Source organism: Flavobacterium commune (assembly GCF_001857965.1).
Classification (GTDB): Bacteria; Bacteroidota; Bacteroidia; order Flavobacteriales; family Flavobacteriaceae; genus Flavobacterium; species Flavobacterium commune.
This window is the reverse complement of record NZ_CP017774.1, coordinates 67,947-86,172: the sequence shown is the minus strand read 5'-3', so window position 1 is coordinate 86,172 and position 18,226 is coordinate 67,947. Positions and strand designations below refer to the sequence as shown.

Here is an 18,226-nt window from a genome sequence, read left to right as displayed (position 1 = left end):
AAATTGAATATCATGAGTTATTTAGAAATCAAAGATTTGGAAATTTCATTTCCAACACCAAAAGGAAAATATACAGCCGTAAGAGATATTAATTTATCCATCCAAAAAGGCGAAATCATATCTATAATCGGACATTCAGGTTGTGGAAAATCAACTATCTTAAATGCTATTGCGGGAATGTTAACACCATCAGCAGGTTCAGTAGTACTAAACGATCAAAACATCAAAGGTCCGGGACCTGACAGAGGAATTGTTTTTCAAAACTATTCGCTTTTACCTTGGTTGACTGTTTATCAAAATATATTTCAGGTAGTAGATTCGGTAATGGAAGGTACTGCTACAGAAAAGCATGAAATTGTAGAGAAGAATCTAAAAATGGTAAATTTATTCGAACACAAAGATAAATTACCAGGACAATTATCAGGAGGAATGAAACAAAGAGTGGCTATTGCCCGTGCCTTTGCCATCAATCCGGGAGTTTTATTGATGGATGAACCTTTTGGAGCATTGGATGCTTTGACCAAAGGAACCATGCAATTAGAAGTATTAAAACTATGGAATTTGGATAATCGTGAAAAAACTATTGTGATGATTACGCATGATATTGAAGAAGCTTTATTCTTATCGGATCGAATTATAGTTTTGAATAATGGGCCATCCTCAACTATCAAAGAAATCGTTGAAGTGCATTTGCCAAGACCAAGAAACAAAATCGAAATTGTAAAAATGCCTGAATATATTGAGCTTAGAGATAAGTTGTTGCATTTATTAACAGATCATTTCTCTATTGAAGATATGGGAATGAAATATAAAAATTAGTTTAATTTGTTTTGTTTGTTTTTTAAATCCCTATTGTAATCCAGCAATAGGGATTTTTCAATAGAATTAATTTGTTTCCAATGTATAACTTAACCCAAATTCAGCATTAAAGAATGCTAAATCGGGGTTTACCCCTTATGGAATCATTAGTTTGCTTTTGCAAAGCTTTTAATGGTTAATTCGGGTTTAAAATAATTTCAGATGAATAACACAATTTTTGACTTTGTTGGCGGAACAATAGGAGAATGGAAAGTAATAAAAATGACAACCATAAAAGGAGATAATTTGCCTGATATTTCCTATATTAATAAAATTTCAAGTTCTCTGATTAAAAATGATGAGGGGATTTGGACCTTAAAAGGAATTGTCAGTAACCTAAGATACACGGAGAAAGCCGAAAAAGAGCAATTAGTAGCTATTCAGGAAGATTTAGGCAGGCCATTGGCAACTCATGCTGCATTTATTCCTTTGCGAAAATCGGCTGAATGGTGGAATCTCGCTCAGGATGAGAGAAGAAAAATCATGGAAGAGAGTTCTAAACACACTCAAACAGGACTAAAATATTTACCCGCCATAGCTCGAAAATTATTCCACAGTAGGGATATTGGTGAAGCTTTTGATTTTTTAACCTGGTTCGAATACGCTCCTGCTGACGAAGAAGCTTTCGAAGAATTATTATATGCACTAAGAAAAACGGAAGAATGGAATTATGTCGATAGGGAAGTAGATATCCGATTAATCAAAGTTTAAGTTCGAACTCCCATCTCCCATCTCCCATCTTACTTTGTTCTTACAGCTTTTGGAACTAATAATTCATATTCTCCGCCATTTCGAAGTACATCTCTTACTATGCTTGAACTAATGTAGGAAGTACTGGCTGCGGTTAGTAAAAATACCGTTTCTATTTTTGATAATTGTCTGTTGGTGTGCGCTATGGCTTTTTCAAATTCAAAGTCGGCAGGATTACGCAAGCCTCGAAGAATGAAATTAGCGTTGATTTTTTTACACAAATCAATAGTCAGACCTTCATAAGTTATTACAGAAACCTTTGGTTCGTCTTTGAAAGTTTCTTCAATAAAACGTTTTCTTTCTTCCAGAGGGAACATATATTTTTTCTCAGCATTCACCCCAATGGCAATAACAATTTCATCAAAAAGTGGAATTCCTCTTTTGATAATATCTTCATGACCTAAGGTAATTGGATCAAACGATCCCGGAAATATGGCTTTTCTCATTTGTGAGAGTTTAAGATTCTGAGCTGCTAAGTTACAAAGTTTTTTAGGAGTTAATTTAGGTTTTTATGACTTCAATGTTTTAGGATTTAAAAAAATACAGGAGAAAAGATTGTTTTTTGTTTATTTTCTATTGAGTAATCTCGAAATAAAGGTTTTATGAAAAGTCTTGATATTGATAAAAAAAGATAAAACTTTAATTGTGGTGTTTTTAATTACTAAAAACAGACTTTTTATTAAACTTTAGTTAATGTTGCTTCCCGATGTTGCAAACCCCATTCCAGCATTTTGTCCAATACATCACTCAATAATTTTCCTGATTCGGTCAACTCGTATTCAACCATAATTGGAGTCGTATCATAAACGGTGCGTTTGACCATTCCGTTTATTTCTAAATCTTTCAATTCTTTAGATAACATTCGTGGAGTAATTTTTGGAATATTACGTTGAATATCTGTAAAACGTCTTTTCTCAAATAATAAGGAACCTATAATAGGTAACTTCCATTTACCGCTAATCACATTTAAAGTATCATTAACGGCTAATACAAACTGAATCGGGCAGGCTTTGGCTTCTTTGAAACTGATTGTACTTTCCATAATCTGTTGATTTTGTTATTACTATACAAAAGTATATCGATATATTTTAGTACTTTAGTATATTTTGTATAGCAAATGTAGTTAACTTTGAATAAAAATTAATCATAAAATCTTAAAAATAATGAGTGCAAAAATTTTAGTTACTGGGGCTACGGGAAATTTCGGAAGATTAACAATCGATTTTTTATTGAATAAAGGAATTGCTGCAAATACTATTTCGGCTTTGGTTAGAGATGAAGCAAAAGCATTAGATTTAAAGCAAAAAGAAATCAACCTGAGAATAGGGGATTATGATAATTATGACTCTTTGTTAGCAGCATTTCAAGGAATCGATAAATTATTATTAGTTTCAGGAACTGATTTGGTAAACCGTGGTAAACAACAATTAAATGCGGTTAAAGCAGCAAAAGAAGCCGGAGTCAAACACATTTTATATACTAGTTTCGAACGTAAAAATGAGACTGAAACATCTCCGATTGCTTTTTTAGCCCAATCGCATATTGATACAGACAATGCAATTAAAGCAAGTGGAATCAGTTATACTATTTTTAGAAATAATTTATATTTGGATGTACTACCGATGTTTTTAGGAGAAAAAGTATTGGAACAGGGAATCTTTTTTCCTGCCGGAGAAGGTCAGGCCGCTTATGTTTCGAGAAATGATTTAGCCGAAGCAGCTGCCAATGTATTGATTTCTGGTAAACACGAAAATAAAGAATATGCTATGAATAATGTAGAAAATTATTCGATGAAAAACGTAGCGGATACTTTGAGTGAAATTACGAATTCAACGGTAAGCTATACAAGTCCAGGTGTTGAAGTGTATTCAGATGTTTTGACTAAAGCTGGTGTTCCCGGAGAATATGTTGGAATGTTTGTAGGTTTTGGGGAGGCCATCAAACAAGGAGAATTTCAGGCTGAATCCAGTGATTTAGAAAAACTATTAGGTAGAAAACCAGTAAGTCTAAGTGATTTTTTGAAACAGCTTTATGGTAAATAATATATTTAGACTAAAAAGTTTGTAGTCATTAATCAAACACAGATTACACAAATTGCACCAATTTAATTAGTGCTAATTTGTGTAATTTGTGTTTAAAATAAAATATATTTGTTTATGAACACACTCAACGACCTACATAAAATTTCAAGTACTTTTTCGAATACCGAAAAAATGCCCGTTTTGTTTCTGGGGCATGGAAGCCCGATGAATGCGATTGAAGAAAATCAATTTGTGGCGGGTTTTAGAAGTATGGCTAAAACGTTACCGCAGCCGAATGCTATTTTGTGTATTTCGGCACATTGGTTTACCAAAGGGACTAAAGTCACCGCAATGGAAATGCCAAGAACGATTCATGACTTTGGAGGTTTTCCTAAAGAATTGTTTGCCGTACAGTATCCTGCCAAAGGAAATCCTGATTTAGCCATTGCTACCAAAGAATTATTATTGCCTGCCGAAGTTGAACTCGATCACGAATGGGGTTTGGATCACGGTGCCTGGAGTGTAATCAAACATTTGTATCCTGAAGCGAATGTTCCGGTGATTCAGTTGAGTATTGATTATTCAAAATCGCCACAATACCATTTTGAGTTGGCACAAAAATTAAGTGCTTTGCGACATAAAGGTATTCTTATTATAGGTAGCGGAAATATTGTACACAATTTACGCTTGGTTGATTTCTATAATATGGATGTAGATAATTATGGTTTTGATTGGGCAATAGAAGCCAGAGAAAAAGTGAACTCCTATTTATTAGACGGTAATTTCCAAGCTTTGATTAATTATGAAAAACAAGGACAAGCTTTGCAATTAGCCATTCCTACACCGGAACATTATTTGCCTTTAATTTATACTTTAGGATTAAAAGAAAAGCAAGAAGAACTGAGTTTGTTTAATGATAAATTACTGGGAGGTTCTTTGAGTATGACTTCAGTGAAGATTGTTTAAAAGAAAAGCTCCTTAGTAATAATATAAATTCCCATAATCAATACAAACCATCCAAAAACAGGTTTTAGTTTGCTGCCGTCTATTTTTTTAGAAAGAAGAATTCCAATAAACATTCCTATAAATGCCATGGCTGAAATCAGTAACAGGAAGCCATAATCGATAGGAGTGTTAAGGTATAAATCGCCGGCGAAACCGATGGCTGAATTGATGAAAATAATTAATAGTGAAGTTCCTACGGCTTGTTTCATAGGTAAGTTGGCAAAAAATAACAAAGCAGGAATAATTAAAAATCCGCCACCAGCTCCCAGAAATCCAGTTACAATTCCTACTAAGGCACCAATAATAGCCAGCTGACTGTAGTTGATTTTATGGTTTGTAATCTCAGTTTTGTTCTTTTTTATCATTGATATCGATGCTCCGATCATTAGAATGGCAAAGACAATCATAATTAATAAATCTTTGGAAACAGCATAAGAAGCAACCGTAAATAGTGTAGAAGCAATTTTTGGAAAGATCACTTCTCTAATAATCAATATCGAAATAACAGACGGAACTGCAAAATATAATGCCGTTTTTAATTTAAGATTACCTAATTTATAATGACTGTAACCGCCATAAAAAGCAGTTATTCCAACAATAAATAATGAATAACTTGTCGCTAACTCAGGATTGATTTTAAATAAGTAAACCAAAATAGGTATCGTGAGAATTGATCCTCCGCTGCCAATTAATCCTAATGAAAGTCCAATGATAATAGATGCAAAATAACCGAAATATTCCATGTTGTAATTTTTTTTACAAAGGTTGGAACTATTTAGGCTAGTCACAGTAACATTTGTCACATGGATTTTTTTACATCAATAATTCAATTTGGTTACGGTGTAAGTTGACTAATCCGCGCTGTTCCATTTTTTTTAATAAACGCGAAATGACTTCTCTGGACGTATTTAATTCAAGGGCAATTTCCTGATGCGATAAGTTGATTTCTTTACAACCACAAGCTTTTGCATGACGTTTTAGATAGAATTCCAATCGTTCGTCCATAGCTCGAAACGCAATGTTATCAATGACTTCCAGAACTTCTTCAAATCGGGTGCGGTAGGTGTAAATTACAAATTCGTACCAAGTGCGATGATTCATCATCCATTTATCCATTAAAGCAAGCGGAATACTGATGGCTTCGACATCTTCAACTACCTTAGCGGTAATTTGGCTCGTTTGATTTTTTGTCGAACAAATTAACGAAATTGCGCAGGCTTGCCCGGGTTGCAGGTAGTACATTAAAAACTCTTCGCCATCTTCGCCTTCACGATAAATTTTTAATTGTCCTTTAAGGATTAAAATGGTGTTTTTGATGTATTGTCCTGTTCGCATAATGACATCTCCGGCTTTAAAATATTGATAGCTGGAATTGGCTTCAATTTCCTGAATAAGTTCATTAGAGAAATTTGGAAAGGCTTTTTTTATTGTAATGGTTTCTTCTGACATGATGGTGAAATTTTAGGCTACATCTTATTAATATGATGGATTTTTGTGCAAAATTCTAAGACTTTGGTAAAAGTAATTAAAAAAACGTGACATTTATTAGTTGATATGCTAAGAATAGTTGGCTGAAATTTAAAATAGCAAATTGAAGATATTGCATTTCTAATGGGAATAACGCGTTGTTTTTTAACAAAATATTAAGTGATTGTAAAATTTGTTGATTATTGTAAGCTCACTAAAACGTTTTCTTTAAAATATTCTCTAAATCAAATTTGAGGAGTCATTTTTTTATAAAAACATCGTATTTTTACAAAAAACACAACATTATTATGAATTTAACACAAGAAGATTGGATTGCTCAACTCGAAGAAGATGAGAATGCAGTAATTTTAGATGTCAGAACAGAAGACGAATGTGACGAAGGAATTATTCCTAATGCTATCAATATTGATATTCATAAAGGTCAGGGTTTTATTTCTGAAATAGAGAAATTAGACAAAAGTAAAAATTACTATGTCTATTGTCGTTCTGGTGCCAGAAGCGCAAAAGCATGCGAAATCATGAATGAATTAGGATTTGAAAATGCCTATAACTTATTGGGAGGTATGTTAGATTGGGATGGAGAAGTAGTTGCTCCCTAATCACTAATACATTTTTTAACACTAACTAAAATATTAAAACTAGATGAATTCAATACCGGAAGAGTTTAAGATAAAAACATTATTACACCAGGATACTTATTTAGTTGATGGCGAGTTGAAAAAATGGACAGGAAAGACAACCGAGGTTTTTTCTACTATTTCTTCTACCGAAGAATATGCTCCTACTTTGTTAGGGACCATTCCGTTTATGGGTGAAGAAGAAGCGGCAGAAGTGGTGAATTCAGCTAAAAAAGCGTTTAATAACGGTCAGGGTTTATGGCCTACTATGAAAGTAGCTGATCGTATTAAGTGTATGGAAAATTTCGTTACACAAATGAAAACTACCCGTCAGGAAGTAGTAAAGTTGTTAATGTGGGAAATTGGAAAAACCTTAGGCGATTCTGAAAAAGAATTCGACAGAACGGTAGATTATATTTACGATACTATTGAACATTACAAACAATTAGACAGAAGTAATGCTCATTTTACAAAAAGCCAGGGGGTAAATGCGATGATTCGCCGTGGGCCTATTGGAGTGGTTTTGTGTTTAGGACCTTACAACTATCCTTTGAATGAAACTTTTTCATTACTGATTCCTGCTTTGATTATGGGAAATCCGGTAATTTTCAAGCCTGCTAAAAACGGAGTATTGTTAATTTCACCTTTATTAGAAGCTTTTAAAACCAGTTTTCCAAAAGGTGCTATAAATATCGTTTACGGTAGAGGTAGAGAGATTGCTTCTCCAATTATGAAATCAGGAGTGGTAGATATTTTGGCTTTAATTGGAAACAGTAAATCAGCGATTGCATTGCAAGATCAGCATCCAAATAAAAACAGATTGCGTTTGGTTTTAGGATTGGAAGCTAAAAATCCAGCTATTATTTTACCGGATGCCGATTTAGATTTGGCAATTTCTGAATGTATTACAGGAACTTTATCTTTCAACGGTCAGCGTTGTACAGCTTTGAAAGTGTTGTATGTTCACGAATCGATTGCTGAAGAGTTTAATAAGAGATTCTCTCAAAAAGTGGATGAACTTATTTTTGGAAATCCTTGGGACAAATCAGTTTCATTGACTCCGCTTCCGGAAACTGAAAAACCGGCTTACATTCAGGGATTAATTGATGATGCTACTGCAAAAGGAGCTAAAATTATCAACCAAAAAGGAGGAGAGCATTCTGAAAATTATATTTTTCCAGCAGTTTTATTCCCTGTGAACAAAGAAATGCGCGTATATCATGAAGAGCAATTTGGACCTGTTGTGCCAATTATGACTTTCAAAGATATTCAGGAGCCATTAAACGATATGGCTGAATCTAATTACGGTCAACAAGTAAGTTTATTTGGTAAAAATATCACAACTATTGCACCGCTTATTGATGCTTTAGTAAATTTAGTATGTAGAGTAAACCTGAATAGTTCTTGCCAACGTGGACCAGATGTGTATCCGTTTACAGGTCGTAAAGACTCTGCAGTAGGTACATTAAGTGTTTTTGATGCCTTACGTTCATTCTCTATTAGAACCTTTGTGGCTTCTAAAGACAATGCTTACAATAACGAAATATTACAAGAATTATTAAATAGTAAAGAATCAAACTTTATTAATACTGATTATATCTTGTAGTACTAACTAAAACTAACTAAAAACAAGAAAACCGTTTCGATTATTTTCGGAACGGTTTTTTTATGTTTTGGATTATAAGTTTAAAACAAAATGATTGAGTAATTTAGCGTCGTATTTTTCTTTGTCAAACATATAAAGATAAGAGCCTTTTCGGGACGATAACATGTCTTTTTCGTTGAGTTTTACCAGAATATCTAAAGAATTGATTTTGCTGATAAAATTACGTTTGTCTAATTCTTTGTCTAAAATGGCTTCGTACAATTCCAGTAATTGACGCATGGTAAATTTTTCAGGTAAAAGCTCGAATCCTACCGGTTTTGTTGAAGTTCTGTAACGCAATCTTCTTACTGCATGAGCAACCATATCATCGTGATCAAAAATTAATTTGGGCATTTTTGATATATTAAACCATTCGGCATGGTAATTCCTGATTAATTCAGTATTGTGATTTTCAATATTGATAAGTGCATAATAAGCTACTGAAATAGTTCTCTCTTCAGGATCCCGATCTACTTCGCTGTAAGCATAAAATTGTTCCATGTAGATGTTTTGTAATCCCGTATAATGATTCAAAACCCTTATAGCGGCATCATTTAAAGACTCACTTTTCTTTAAAAACCCTCCCATTAAAGACCATTTTCCTTTTTCGGGAGCAAAATCTCGTTTGATTAGCAGGATTTTTAATCCCTCTTTGTCAAAACCAAAAATGATACAATCAACTGATAATAAGACTTTGTCTTCGGTGCTATAATTATTTAACATCTTAGTTGTTTATTTTGGGGTAAATATACTTACTTCTAAAAAAGTATCATAATTAATATAGAATGAATACTTCCTGATTTTTTAAAGAAATCGTTGGATTTTACTAAAAACCATTTGAATTCAATATTAATTAGCATAAAAAATGCCTGAAAACTTCTATTTTTTAAAGATATAAAACTAAATCTTGATAACAATTATCCAAACATCAAAAACAAATAGATATTTGTGTTTTCTCCCAAAGAATTACGCAATATAGCATAGGCTTTTGTTATATGAGCTTCAACTGATTTGATAGAAAGGTTTTTATACTCGGCAATTTCTATATTAGTGAGTCCTTCTTCTTTACTTAATAAAAAGATTTCCTTACATTTAGGTGGGAGATTTTGAATTTCTCTTTTGACCAATTTGATGATTCGTTCAAGTGAATGTTCATCCTCATTTTCTACAATAGCATTAAGAGCATCAATATATTTTTTTTCCAGAGGATAAACCGCTTTTTGACTTCGATATTGATCAATAAACTCATTGTAAACGGATTTATACAGAAAACTGATAAGTACAAAATCTTCTTTTAGATTTTCGCGTTTGTTCCAGATACGCATGAATACATTTTGAACAATATCTTCAGACAGACTACGATCATGAGTAAAATTATAAGCATAGACGCATAGTTTATGGTGGTAAGTATTTACCAAATAAGTGTATGCTTTTGGATCTCCCGTCTTTAAAGCATGAATAAGTTCAGTATTGTCAGAATAAACCTCTTGCATTGGGGTAAATAGAAATAATTAGCTTAATTTTTATGCAATGTATAAAAAAAAATATAAAAAAGTTAGGGTAGTGTAAAAACCACACGTATTAATAAAAAATAGTATTGCGATGATAAGTAGTAAAATTGAAAATATAATAGCCAAATTTTTAACTAATCAGGCTTCAGCATCCGAGTTGGGCGTGTTAGAAGTATGGATAGAAGAGGCTAATAATCTTGAATTATTTAATCGGTATGTTAAAATTAATTATGCAATTGAATATAATATGAGAGAATTTGATTCGAACAAAGTAAAAAATAAATTGCTGGAAGCATTTGCCAGAGAGAATAAAGTGAGAAAACTTAAAAAGTTACGCAAAACAATTTATTATTCGGCAGCGGCAGTTGTTTTAGGAATAGTAACTACTGCTTTTTTATACAATTCCGGTTTGTTTGATAAACCTGTAGCTCCAGTGGCAATAGTAAAAAACACCATTGAAGCAGGAACAGACAAAGCCATATTAACTCTCGAAGACGGAACGGCTGTTGTATTAGAAAAAGACAAAACCTATCAAAAAAATAATGTAGTCAGTAATGGTAAAGAATTAGTTTATGATGACCAAAGTAAGACCAAATCAGGAATTGCCTATAATTATTTAACGATACCAAGAGGAGGGCAGTTTCAAATAAAATTATCTGACGGAACAAAAGTCTGGTTGAATTCAGAATCGAAATTAAAATTTCCGGTAGCTTTTAAAGAAGGCAGCACACGTCAGGTAGAATTAATATACGGAGAAGCTTTTTTTGATGTATCACCAAGTTCAGAACATAATGGAGCAAAATTTAAAGTATTGAATAAAAGTCAGCAAGTAGAGGTTTTAGGAACAGAATTTAATATAAAAGCCTATGAAGATGAAGATAAAATTTATACTACTCTGGTAGAAGGAAAAGTAGCGGTAAGCAATTCGAATTCAAAAAAGCAATTAATTCCTAATCAACAATCGATTATTAATCTTAAAGGAGGAGACATAGTTGTTAATCCAATTGATGCTTATAACGAAGTATTGTGGACCAAAGGAATTTTTAGTTTCAAAGGAAAAAAATTAAAAGAAATTATGAATGTAATGGCTCGTTGGTATGACTTTCAGGTGGTGTTTCAAAATCCGGAACTTGAGAAAGTGAAATTCAATGGAGTACTGAGTAAAAACGATAATATCAAAGAGATCCTGTCAATAATTAAGAAAACTAACTTTATAAATGAATATGAGATAAAAGACCAGAAAATTATAATAAAATAAGAAAAAAAGGGGAGTAAAGTAATACCTGGACAGTACCCTACTTTATCCCCTAATGCGATTATTAATTAACATTTAACCAATAAACACAAATATATGAAAATTGAATTTACTAACCATTTTTTCTTTTTTAAGAGAAAATTTTTACTAACCAGTATGAAAGCTTTTATATTGTTTTTTTGTACGACCGCTTTTAGTTTTTCTTCAACTAATGTTTTTACCCAAAACGTAAAAATAGTTGTAGATAAAGATAAAGTTGTAACTATTGATGAAGTTTTTGACCTTTTAAGGGAGCAAACCAATTTTACATTTATCTATCAGGAAGATATGTTTAAGAATGCACCTAAAGTAAAACTTAAAAAAGGAACTATTAGTGCCAATAAGTTACTCACAGAAAGCCTTTCTAATGAAGGTTTCAATTATGAACTGACCGGAAAAAATAAAATTATAATAACCAAAGCCAAAGCAGAAGAAAAACCGCAACAGAAAAAAAAGGTCTCGGGAGTTATTAATAACGCTGAGGGTTTCCCCATTCCGGGAGTAAATATTTTGATAAAAGGATCTGCAGTAGGTGTGCAGTCTGATTTTGACGGAAAATTTGCTATAGATGTAGAAGGACCTAATTCAGTATTGGTGATCTCTTATATAGGCTATGTAAATCAGGAAATTACAGTGGGTAATCAAACCAATATTACAGTTAAACTTTTAGAAGATTATGCTAAGTTAGAAGAAGTTGTTGTAGTAGGGTATGGGACTCAAAAGAAATCAGATTTAACAGGTTCTGTTTCTGTTGTAAATGTAGAAAGTGCCAAAAAAGCAGTTACTTATGATGTTGCAAAAATGCTGCAAGGTCAGGCACCGGGTGTTAGCGTACAATCATCAGGAGAGCCGGGCGGATTTGTAAATATTAAAATTAGAGGAGTGAATTCCTTTAGTAACAACAATCCATTATTTGTTATTGATGGAGTGATTGTAGATTCTCCATTTGATTTTGCACCTGGAGACATCGAGTCGATGCAAGTTTTAAAAGACGCTTCTTCAGCAGCTATTTATGGGGTTCGTGGTGCCAATGGAGTAGTAATTATTACTACCAAGAAAGGAAAAGTAGGCGCAATGGAGGTTAAATACAAATCACTATATGGTGTTCAAAATGTAGCAAAACAATGGTCAGTAACCGATAGAGTAAGTTATCAAAGAATTACCACAGCAGCTGAACAAAATGATGGTTTGGGAGTAGCTCCAGGTAATGATCCTACAAGCCCATTTTACATCAATAATGTAAATACCAATTGGCAAAAAGAAGCTTATGGTACGGGTACAGTTCAAAATCATTCGCTTACATTCAATGGTGGAGCAGAATCTCTTGGGTACAATTTGAATGTTGATTATTTCAAAAACACTTCATATTTAGAGACTCCACAGGATTACGAAAGGTATTCTATGAATTTGAATTTGCATGGAAAAAAAGGAAAATTCAAATACGGTTCAAAAATAGCTTATACAGAATCAGACAAAGAATCATTTAATAGCTGGGTAGGAGAATCGGCTATTCAGGCTTTGGTAACTGCTATTCCTACAATGCCGGTCTATGATGATAATTGGATAGGTGGATATGGAGGAACTTATAGTGATACGCAAAAAGCAATTTCACTTAATGTTATAGGATACAATAATTTAATTTCAAACTCAGGAAAAAGAAACCATTTTATTGGTGACATCTGGGGAGAACTGGAAATAGTTAAAGGACTAAAATACAAACTGGATGTAAGTTATGATAAAGTACACTGGTTTGACAAACGATATACTCCGGAATTTGAACTGGGATGGTATTATAAAGTACCAAGTACCAGAGCAACTCTTAACATTGCTACCGGAAACCAAATCAAAACCTTTGTAAATAACATTCTTACTTATAATGTAAGTTTAGGAAAACATAATATTGATGCTTTAGTTGGTTCTATTGACGAAAGAAATGATCATTACAATCATTTTTCTTCCGGAGTAGGATATGAAGCTAATGATATTAAAAAATTACAATTTGCTGATAATACCAACACCAATGAATACGAATATACCATTACCGGAAAATCGTATATCAGCAGATTGAATTATGGTTTTGATGATCGTTATTTGCTTACAGCTAACTTTAGACAGGACAAAACCTCTTTGTTTAGTCAAAAATACAATTCGGCTAATTTCTACTCTTTTTCAGGTGCCTGGAAATTAAGTAATGAAAAATTCATTCATTTACCGGAATGGGTTAGCAATGTGAAGTTAAGAGGAGGATATGGAATTATTGGAAACAACACCATTCCACAATATTTCTTTGCCACTACAATGAACAGTTTTGCCAGCTATACTTTTAATAATGAATTGGCTCCCGGTGCAACAGTTGTGAGCGCCTTAGATCCAAATGTACATTGGGAAGAAACTAAAACAACCAATGTAGCTCTTGAATTAGGAATGTTTGACAATGATTTGCAGTTGACAGCAGAGTATTTTATTAAAAAATCAAATGATTTATTAATTAGAGTTCCGTTACCTTTTTCTTCAGGAGCTTTTCCATCAGATGTTACAACCAATGCAGGAGCAGTAGAAAACAGAGGGGTTGAATTCTCGTTGATTTATAATAACAACAAGAATGAGTTCAAATACAGTATTGCGGCTAATATTGGAACTTTAAAAAACAAAGTAACACAAATAGGTTTTTCTGAAAATGGAAATCCTATACCGGGTCTTGCCGCTATGACAGAAGTAGGAAGATCGATAGGCGAAATTTACGCATACGAAACAGATGGAATTTTCCAATCTCAGGAAGAAATTAATGCTGCACCTTCACAAACAAATGTTCAGGTAGGAGATATAAAATTCAAAGATCAATTAACAGTCGATACTGATGGTGATGGCGTTTTTGATGCCGCTGATGGAGTTATAACTGATAGAGACAGAGTGTTTCAGGGAGTTACTATACCTAAATACAATTATGGTATCAATCTAAGTGCTTCTTATAAAAACTGGAACGCTACTATGTTTTGGCAAGGAAGCGGCGGAAATAAAGTATTTAATGGTTTGTACCGTGACTTAATGGTTGGAAAATATGGAAACCATCATACAGATATGTTAGATTACTGGACTCCAACAAATACAGATACTAATGTGCCAAGACCATCAATACAGGATGCTAACGGAAACAGCCGAGATTCGAATCGTTTTATAGAAAGTGGAAACTATATAAAATTACAAACAGCCGAGATTAGTTATAACATTCCAGTTAGTAAAACGAGTTTTATTCAAAACGCAAGAGTATATGCTAATGGACAAAACTTATGGATTATATCTAAATACAGAGGCTACGACCCTGATTTCATTAGTGATGGATTATTCTCAAGAGGATATGACGGAGGCTCTTTCCCTAATCCAAGAACCATCTCTTTAGGTATTGAAGTGAATTTTTAAAACCAAGAAATCAATTTAAAACAAATCAAAATGAAACATAAAATATATAATTATTTAGCTGGTTTCTTTTCGCTGGCAATAATAACAACAAGCTGTGTTAACGATGAAGATTTAATTCAGGTTGACCCTAATAATAATGCTGTTGACTCTTTTTGGAAAACCGATTCAGATGCTTTACAAGGTGTCAATGCTGCCTACGGAAGTTTACTTACTGACGGAACTTATATGCGTAGTACACCTTTATTATTAGATTTAAAAGGTGATGATTGCAGAAGTAACAGCCCTTGGCCAGCTATGGCTAATGTTGGAAAATTTAATTCTAATGTTAGTGATGCCGCCATTTACGGCTGGGCTTATGAAACTTATTATCAGGGTATTTTTAGAGCAAACCAGGTTTTGACCAATGTACCTGGAATTAATTTTGAAGATACAGCATTAAAAGATAGAATTTTAGGACAGGCGTATTTTTTAAGAGGATTGTATTTGTTTCATGCCGTTAACATGTTTAAGAATGTACCAGTTCCAACAGAGCTAGCTGCTATTTATCCTCAAAAAACAGAAGCCGAAGGTTGGGCACAAGTCATAGCTGATTTTAAAAAAGCAGCTGAATTATTGCCTGTATCTTATCAAAATCTGTCAGGAATAGATGCTAAAGATTCACAAGGAAATCCAATAAAAGGTCGCGCAACTAAAGGTGCTGCATTGGGATATTTAGGAAAAGCCTATTTGTTTACCAAAGATTTTACAAATGCCAGAGATACTTTTAAAGAAGTTATTGATTTAGGAGTTTATTCATTAGTGTCTAATTACCGTGATAATTTTACGGAAACCAATGAAAACAATTCCGAGTCTTTGTTTGAAGTACAATTCAGCAGAGAAGCTGGAGGTGTTGACTTAGGATGGGGAGGTGCTCCTGCTTCGGGATGGGGAAAAACTTCTGCCAGAGCAATTACTTATGGTCCTAGAGATTTTGGATTTACGGATGTTCAGCCAACCAGAGCTTTATTTGACGAATTTCATCAGGAATTAACTCTATCGGGAGCGATAGATCCACGTTTAGATGCAACCATGTTCTATAACAAGCCAGGCGGAATGCAATTGTATGGACAGGATTTTGCTACTAAATACGCTTCAAATTCGGGAGATTTAAATGATTTATTTTGCAGAAAATATCAAAATTCTGATGGACAAAAAGTAAATGAATTTGACTGGAGATCAGGAATCAACGAGCGCTTATTGCGTTATGCTGATATTTTGTTAATGTATGCGGAATGTCTAAACGAAACTGGAAATACAGCCGGTGCTTATACTTACATCCAAATGGTTAGAGACCGTGTGAATTTACCAGTTTTGAGTGTTGTGAAACCAAATATGACAAAGGAACAAATGCGTGAGCAAATAGGTCACGAAAGATTCTTAGAATTCCCATTGGAAGGACACCGATTTGATGATATCCGTCGTTGGGGATGGTTACAGGATCCTGTTAAATTGGTTTGGTTAAAAGCCAGAGATGCTGAATTTAACTCTTATGCTGCAGGAAGAGAATTTTTCCCGATTCCGCAATTAGAAAGAGATAATAATCCTGGAACGATTCAAAATGACAGTTATTAGTATTTGCTGAATCAGTTTTCTAATACAATTAAAATTCTAAATAATCATGTGGTAAATTTTAAAGAGTTTACCACTTGATTTTATATCTGAATAAAAATGAAAAATTCAAATTCCATTTTAAAAATAGCTTCTTATTTAGGGCTTTCCTTATTTGTGCTTGCTACAGTAAGTTGTTCTAAAGATGATCCTACAACTGATGAGACCGACCCTCCCATTGTTGTTCCACCAGTAGTAACACCTACATTTAATGGGCCTAAATATGCTGATAATTACACCTCGATTGCTTCCTGGAGTAGCAGATCACAATGGAATTTAGCTAATGTCCATGATCCTACTGTTGAAAAATCAGGAGAGTATTATTATATGTATCAAACCGATGCTTCTTATGGTAATGCGCATGATGGACATGGCCATTTTCCTTACAGACGTTCTAAAGATTTGATTACTTGGGAATTTATGGGAACGGCTATGGCACAGGCTCCGGCATGGGTAAAAGATTCTTTGAATAACAAAAGAGCCAGAATGGTTCCTGCTTTGCCACCAATAACTAATCCCAGATACGGATATTGGGCTCCATTTGTGAAAAAGGTTGGTAATAAATACCGAATGTATTACAGTATTGTGGTCGATGAACCTATTACTGGAACTAGTTTTGACACTTCGTGGTCAGAAAGAGCTTTTATTGGATTAGCAGAATCAGATGATTTAGCATCTAATGTTTGGGTTGACAAAGGAATGGTTGTGTGTTCAGAACCTGATGGATTAAAACCTTATTCTTATACAGGTTCAAGAAATTGGGAAAATGCTTATTTTAAATTCAATGCAATCGACCCCACTTTTACAATCACTCCGGAAGGTGAACATTATTTAATTTATGGTTCCTGGCATTCGGGAATTGCAGCTTTGAAATTGAATCCAACTACAGGAAAACCAGACCAACTCAAAACCTTAAGCGATTATGGAACCCGAATTGCTTCCCGTCATCCTACTAGCCGTTGGCAGGCTTCAGAAGGTCCTGAAATAATCTACAATCCGGATACACAATATTATTATTTGTTTTTAGCTTATGATGAACTTTCGGTGGCCTACAATACCCGTGTGGCACGTTCCAGAAGTATAACCGGACCCTATTTAGGTATTAACGGTGCTAATATTACTAATGGAGCCGATTGTTGGCCAATGCTTACACATCCTTATGGGTTTAATAATCATACGGGTTGGGTAGGTTTTTCTCATTGTTCTGTATTTCAAAATCCAGATACTAAAGAATGGTTTTATGCTTCTCAGGCACGTTTGCCTGAAGGTGTTCCCGGCATCAATGCGTCTAATGCTGTTATGATGGGACATGTTCGAGCCATTCAATGGACAGAAGATGGCTGGCCTGTAGTGGATGCTGAGCGTTATGCCGGAGTACCTAAAACGACTATTACCGAAGCTTCGTTTATAGGTCAATGGGAACAGATTACTATGAATTACCAATATAAAACGATTCAAAAATCAGTGAACATTTTTTTGACTGCCGATAAAAAAGTAAGCGGAGCTCTTACAGGAACCTGGTCTTATGATAGTGTAAACAAGACTTTAATTGTAAATGGTATTAAATGTAAAGTTAGTGATGCCTGGGATTGGGAAGCTTCAACAAGAAAAGTAACGCTGAGTTATTCCGGACTAACCGCTGATGGAAGACCTGTTTGGGGTAAAAAAAAATAAATTAAAATAAATGCCCCATTAATTTGGGCAAATGCATAAGTTTTGTTTTTAACCACGACCCGAGTAATAGCGAATAGGCAAAGCAATTACACTAATTAGCACCAATTTGAAGCCTAAAAAAATATACTAATCAATAGATTCGTGTAATCAATGACATCTCAATTTGTGTTATTTCGTGTAATTCGTGGCTGTTTTTTTTATTCCTGAAACTGATGCGTTTATCTTGCCCTTTCGATTTCAGAAAGGGTTTTTGTTAAAATATAAGTTGAGTTTATTTATAGCTTGCTTTTATCTTTTTA

At 33.7% G+C, this 18,226-nt stretch carries 16 protein-coding genes; 10 read left to right on the top strand and 6 right to left on the bottom strand.

Annotation, left to right across the window (positions count from 1 at the left end; translation table 11 throughout):
* The first annotated feature begins 12 nt into the window (after nt 1-12).
* Nucleotides 13-819 (top strand): ABC transporter ATP-binding protein, encoded by an 807-nt coding sequence (locus BIW12_RS00310; RefSeq protein WP_071183280.1) that lies wholly within the window; start codon nt 13-15, stop codon nt 817-819.
* Between the two features lie 201 nt (nt 820-1,020).
* The gene (locus BIW12_RS00305) at nt 1,021-1,569 is read left to right on the top strand and encodes a chlorite dismutase family protein (RefSeq protein WP_071183279.1); all 549 of its coding nucleotides are present in this window, start codon (nt 1,021-1,023) and stop codon (nt 1,567-1,569) included.
* A gap of 29 nt (nt 1,570-1,598) precedes the next feature.
* On the opposite strand, the gene coaD is transcribed toward BIW12_RS00305, so the two are convergent.
* Nucleotides 1,599-2,054 (bottom strand): pantetheine-phosphate adenylyltransferase, encoded by a 456-nt coding sequence (coaD, locus tag BIW12_RS00300; protein WP_071183278.1) that lies wholly within the window; start codon nt 2,052-2,054, stop codon nt 1,599-1,601.
* A gap of 233 nt (nt 2,055-2,287) precedes the next feature.
* A complete protein-coding gene (locus BIW12_RS00295) occupies nt 2,288-2,650 on the bottom strand; it encodes a winged helix-turn-helix transcriptional regulator (RefSeq protein ID WP_071183277.1) in 363 nt (120 codons plus the stop codon).
* 121 nt (nt 2,651-2,771) lie between these two features.
* Here BIW12_RS00295 and BIW12_RS00290 point away from each other — a divergent pair, with 121 nt between their 5' ends.
* Both BIW12_RS00290 and ygiD read left to right on the top strand, forming a co-directional pair.
* Nucleotides 2,772-3,650 carry an SDR family oxidoreductase gene (locus BIW12_RS00290; protein WP_071183276.1) on the top strand — a complete coding sequence of 293 codons (879 nt, stop codon included), beginning with the start codon at nt 2,772-2,774 and terminating at the stop codon, nt 3,648-3,650.
* A gap of 114 nt (nt 3,651-3,764) precedes the next feature.
* A complete protein-coding gene (ygiD, locus tag BIW12_RS00285) occupies nt 3,765-4,595 on the top strand; it encodes a 4,5-DOPA-extradiol-dioxygenase (protein ID WP_071183275.1) in 831 nt (276 codons plus the stop codon).
* Here the strand turns inward: ygiD and BIW12_RS00280 are convergent.
* Both BIW12_RS00280 and BIW12_RS00275 read right to left on the bottom strand, forming a co-directional pair.
* Entirely contained in the window at nt 4,592-5,377 is a 786-nt protein-coding gene (locus BIW12_RS00280; RefSeq protein WP_071183274.1) for a sulfite exporter TauE/SafE family protein, read from the bottom strand. The genes ygiD and BIW12_RS00280 overlap by 4 nt on opposite strands.
* 70 nt (nt 5,378-5,447) lie before the next feature.
* On the bottom strand, nt 5,448-6,083 hold the full coding sequence (locus BIW12_RS00275) for a Crp/Fnr family transcriptional regulator (RefSeq protein WP_071183273.1): 636 nt from the start codon (nt 6,081-6,083) through the stop codon (nt 5,448-5,450).
* A 326-nt stretch (nt 6,084-6,409) separates the two neighbouring features.
* Between BIW12_RS00275 and BIW12_RS00270 the strand changes: the two genes are divergently transcribed.
* Both BIW12_RS00270 and BIW12_RS00265 read left to right on the top strand, forming a co-directional pair.
* A complete protein-coding gene (locus tag BIW12_RS00270; RefSeq protein WP_071183272.1) occupies nt 6,410-6,721 on the top strand; it encodes a rhodanese-like domain-containing protein in 312 nt (103 codons plus the stop codon).
* Nucleotides 6,722-6,764: 43 nt separating this feature from the next.
* Entirely contained in the window at nt 6,765-8,345 is a 1,581-nt protein-coding gene (locus tag BIW12_RS00265) for an NADP-dependent glyceraldehyde-3-phosphate dehydrogenase (RefSeq protein WP_071183271.1), read from the top strand.
* Between the two features lie 72 nt (nt 8,346-8,417).
* Here BIW12_RS00265 and BIW12_RS00260 read toward each other — a convergent pair whose 3' ends face one another.
* Both BIW12_RS00260 and BIW12_RS00255 read right to left on the bottom strand, forming a co-directional pair.
* Complete coding sequence (locus BIW12_RS00260) at nt 8,418-9,107, bottom strand: NUDIX hydrolase (protein WP_071183270.1); 690 nt, start codon at nt 9,105-9,107, stop codon at nt 8,418-8,420.
* Nucleotides 9,108-9,301: 194 nt separating this feature from the next.
* A complete protein-coding gene (locus BIW12_RS00255) occupies nt 9,302-9,877 on the bottom strand; it encodes an RNA polymerase sigma factor (RefSeq protein WP_071183269.1) in 576 nt (191 codons plus the stop codon).
* Between the two features lie 109 nt (nt 9,878-9,986).
* Here BIW12_RS00255 and BIW12_RS00250 point away from each other — a divergent pair, with 109 nt between their 5' ends.
* From BIW12_RS00250 to BIW12_RS00235, 4 genes are all read left to right on the top strand, one after another.
* Nucleotides 9,987-11,153 (top strand): FecR family protein, encoded by a 1,167-nt coding sequence (locus BIW12_RS00250; RefSeq protein ID WP_071183268.1) that lies wholly within the window; start codon nt 9,987-9,989, stop codon nt 11,151-11,153.
* 153 nt (nt 11,154-11,306) lie between these two features.
* The gene (locus BIW12_RS00245) at nt 11,307-14,606 is read left to right on the top strand and encodes a SusC/RagA family TonB-linked outer membrane protein (RefSeq protein ID WP_071183267.1); all 3,300 of its coding nucleotides are present in this window, start codon (nt 11,307-11,309) and stop codon (nt 14,604-14,606) included.
* Between the two features lie 30 nt (nt 14,607-14,636).
* Nucleotides 14,637-16,217 carry a RagB/SusD family nutrient uptake outer membrane protein gene (locus BIW12_RS00240; protein WP_071183266.1) on the top strand — a complete coding sequence of 527 codons (1,581 nt, stop codon included), beginning with the start codon at nt 14,637-14,639 and terminating at the stop codon, nt 16,215-16,217.
* A 96-nt stretch (nt 16,218-16,313) separates the two neighbouring features.
* Nucleotides 16,314-17,927 (top strand): arabinan endo-1,5-alpha-L-arabinosidase, encoded by a 1,614-nt coding sequence (locus BIW12_RS00235; RefSeq protein ID WP_071183265.1) that lies wholly within the window; start codon nt 16,314-16,316, stop codon nt 17,925-17,927.
* The last annotated feature ends 299 nt before the right edge of the window (nt 17,928-18,226 follow it).

What these genes read in the sequence shown, in the direction of transcription:
- BIW12_RS00310 (WP_071183280.1), top strand. Translation starts at nt 13, where the DNA reads ATGAGTTATTTAGAAATCAAAGATTTGGAAATTTCATTTCCAACACCA.
- BIW12_RS00305 (WP_071183279.1), top strand. Translation starts at nt 1,021, where the DNA reads ATGAATAACACAATTTTTGACTTTGTTGGCGGAACAATAGGAGAATGG.
- coaD (WP_071183278.1), bottom strand. Translation starts at nt 2,054, where the DNA reads ATGAGAAAAGCCATATTTCCGGGATCGTTTGATCCAATTACCTTAGGT.
- BIW12_RS00295 (WP_071183277.1), bottom strand. Translation starts at nt 2,650, where the DNA reads ATGGAAAGTACAATCAGTTTCAAAGAAGCCAAAGCCTGCCCGATTCAG.
- BIW12_RS00290 (WP_071183276.1), top strand. Translation starts at nt 2,772, where the DNA reads ATGAGTGCAAAAATTTTAGTTACTGGGGCTACGGGAAATTTCGGAAGA.
- ygiD (WP_071183275.1), top strand. Translation starts at nt 3,765, where the DNA reads ATGAACACACTCAACGACCTACATAAAATTTCAAGTACTTTTTCGAAT.
- BIW12_RS00280 (WP_071183274.1), bottom strand. Translation starts at nt 5,377, where the DNA reads ATGGAATATTTCGGTTATTTTGCATCTATTATCATTGGACTTTCATTA.
- BIW12_RS00275 (WP_071183273.1), bottom strand. Translation starts at nt 6,083, where the DNA reads ATGTCAGAAGAAACCATTACAATAAAAAAAGCCTTTCCAAATTTCTCT.
- BIW12_RS00270 (WP_071183272.1), top strand. Translation starts at nt 6,410, where the DNA reads ATGAATTTAACACAAGAAGATTGGATTGCTCAACTCGAAGAAGATGAG.
- BIW12_RS00265 (WP_071183271.1), top strand. Translation starts at nt 6,765, where the DNA reads ATGAATTCAATACCGGAAGAGTTTAAGATAAAAACATTATTACACCAG.
- BIW12_RS00260 (WP_071183270.1), bottom strand. Translation starts at nt 9,107, where the DNA reads ATGTTAAATAATTATAGCACCGAAGACAAAGTCTTATTATCAGTTGAT.
- BIW12_RS00255 (WP_071183269.1), bottom strand. Translation starts at nt 9,877, where the DNA reads ATGCAAGAGGTTTATTCTGACAATACTGAACTTATTCATGCTTTAAAG.
- BIW12_RS00250 (WP_071183268.1), top strand. Translation starts at nt 9,987, where the DNA reads ATGATAAGTAGTAAAATTGAAAATATAATAGCCAAATTTTTAACTAAT.
- BIW12_RS00245 (WP_071183267.1), top strand. Translation starts at nt 11,307, where the DNA reads ATGAAAGCTTTTATATTGTTTTTTTGTACGACCGCTTTTAGTTTTTCT.
- BIW12_RS00240 (WP_071183266.1), top strand. Translation starts at nt 14,637, where the DNA reads ATGAAACATAAAATATATAATTATTTAGCTGGTTTCTTTTCGCTGGCA.
- BIW12_RS00235 (WP_071183265.1), top strand. Translation starts at nt 16,314, where the DNA reads ATGAAAAATTCAAATTCCATTTTAAAAATAGCTTCTTATTTAGGGCTT.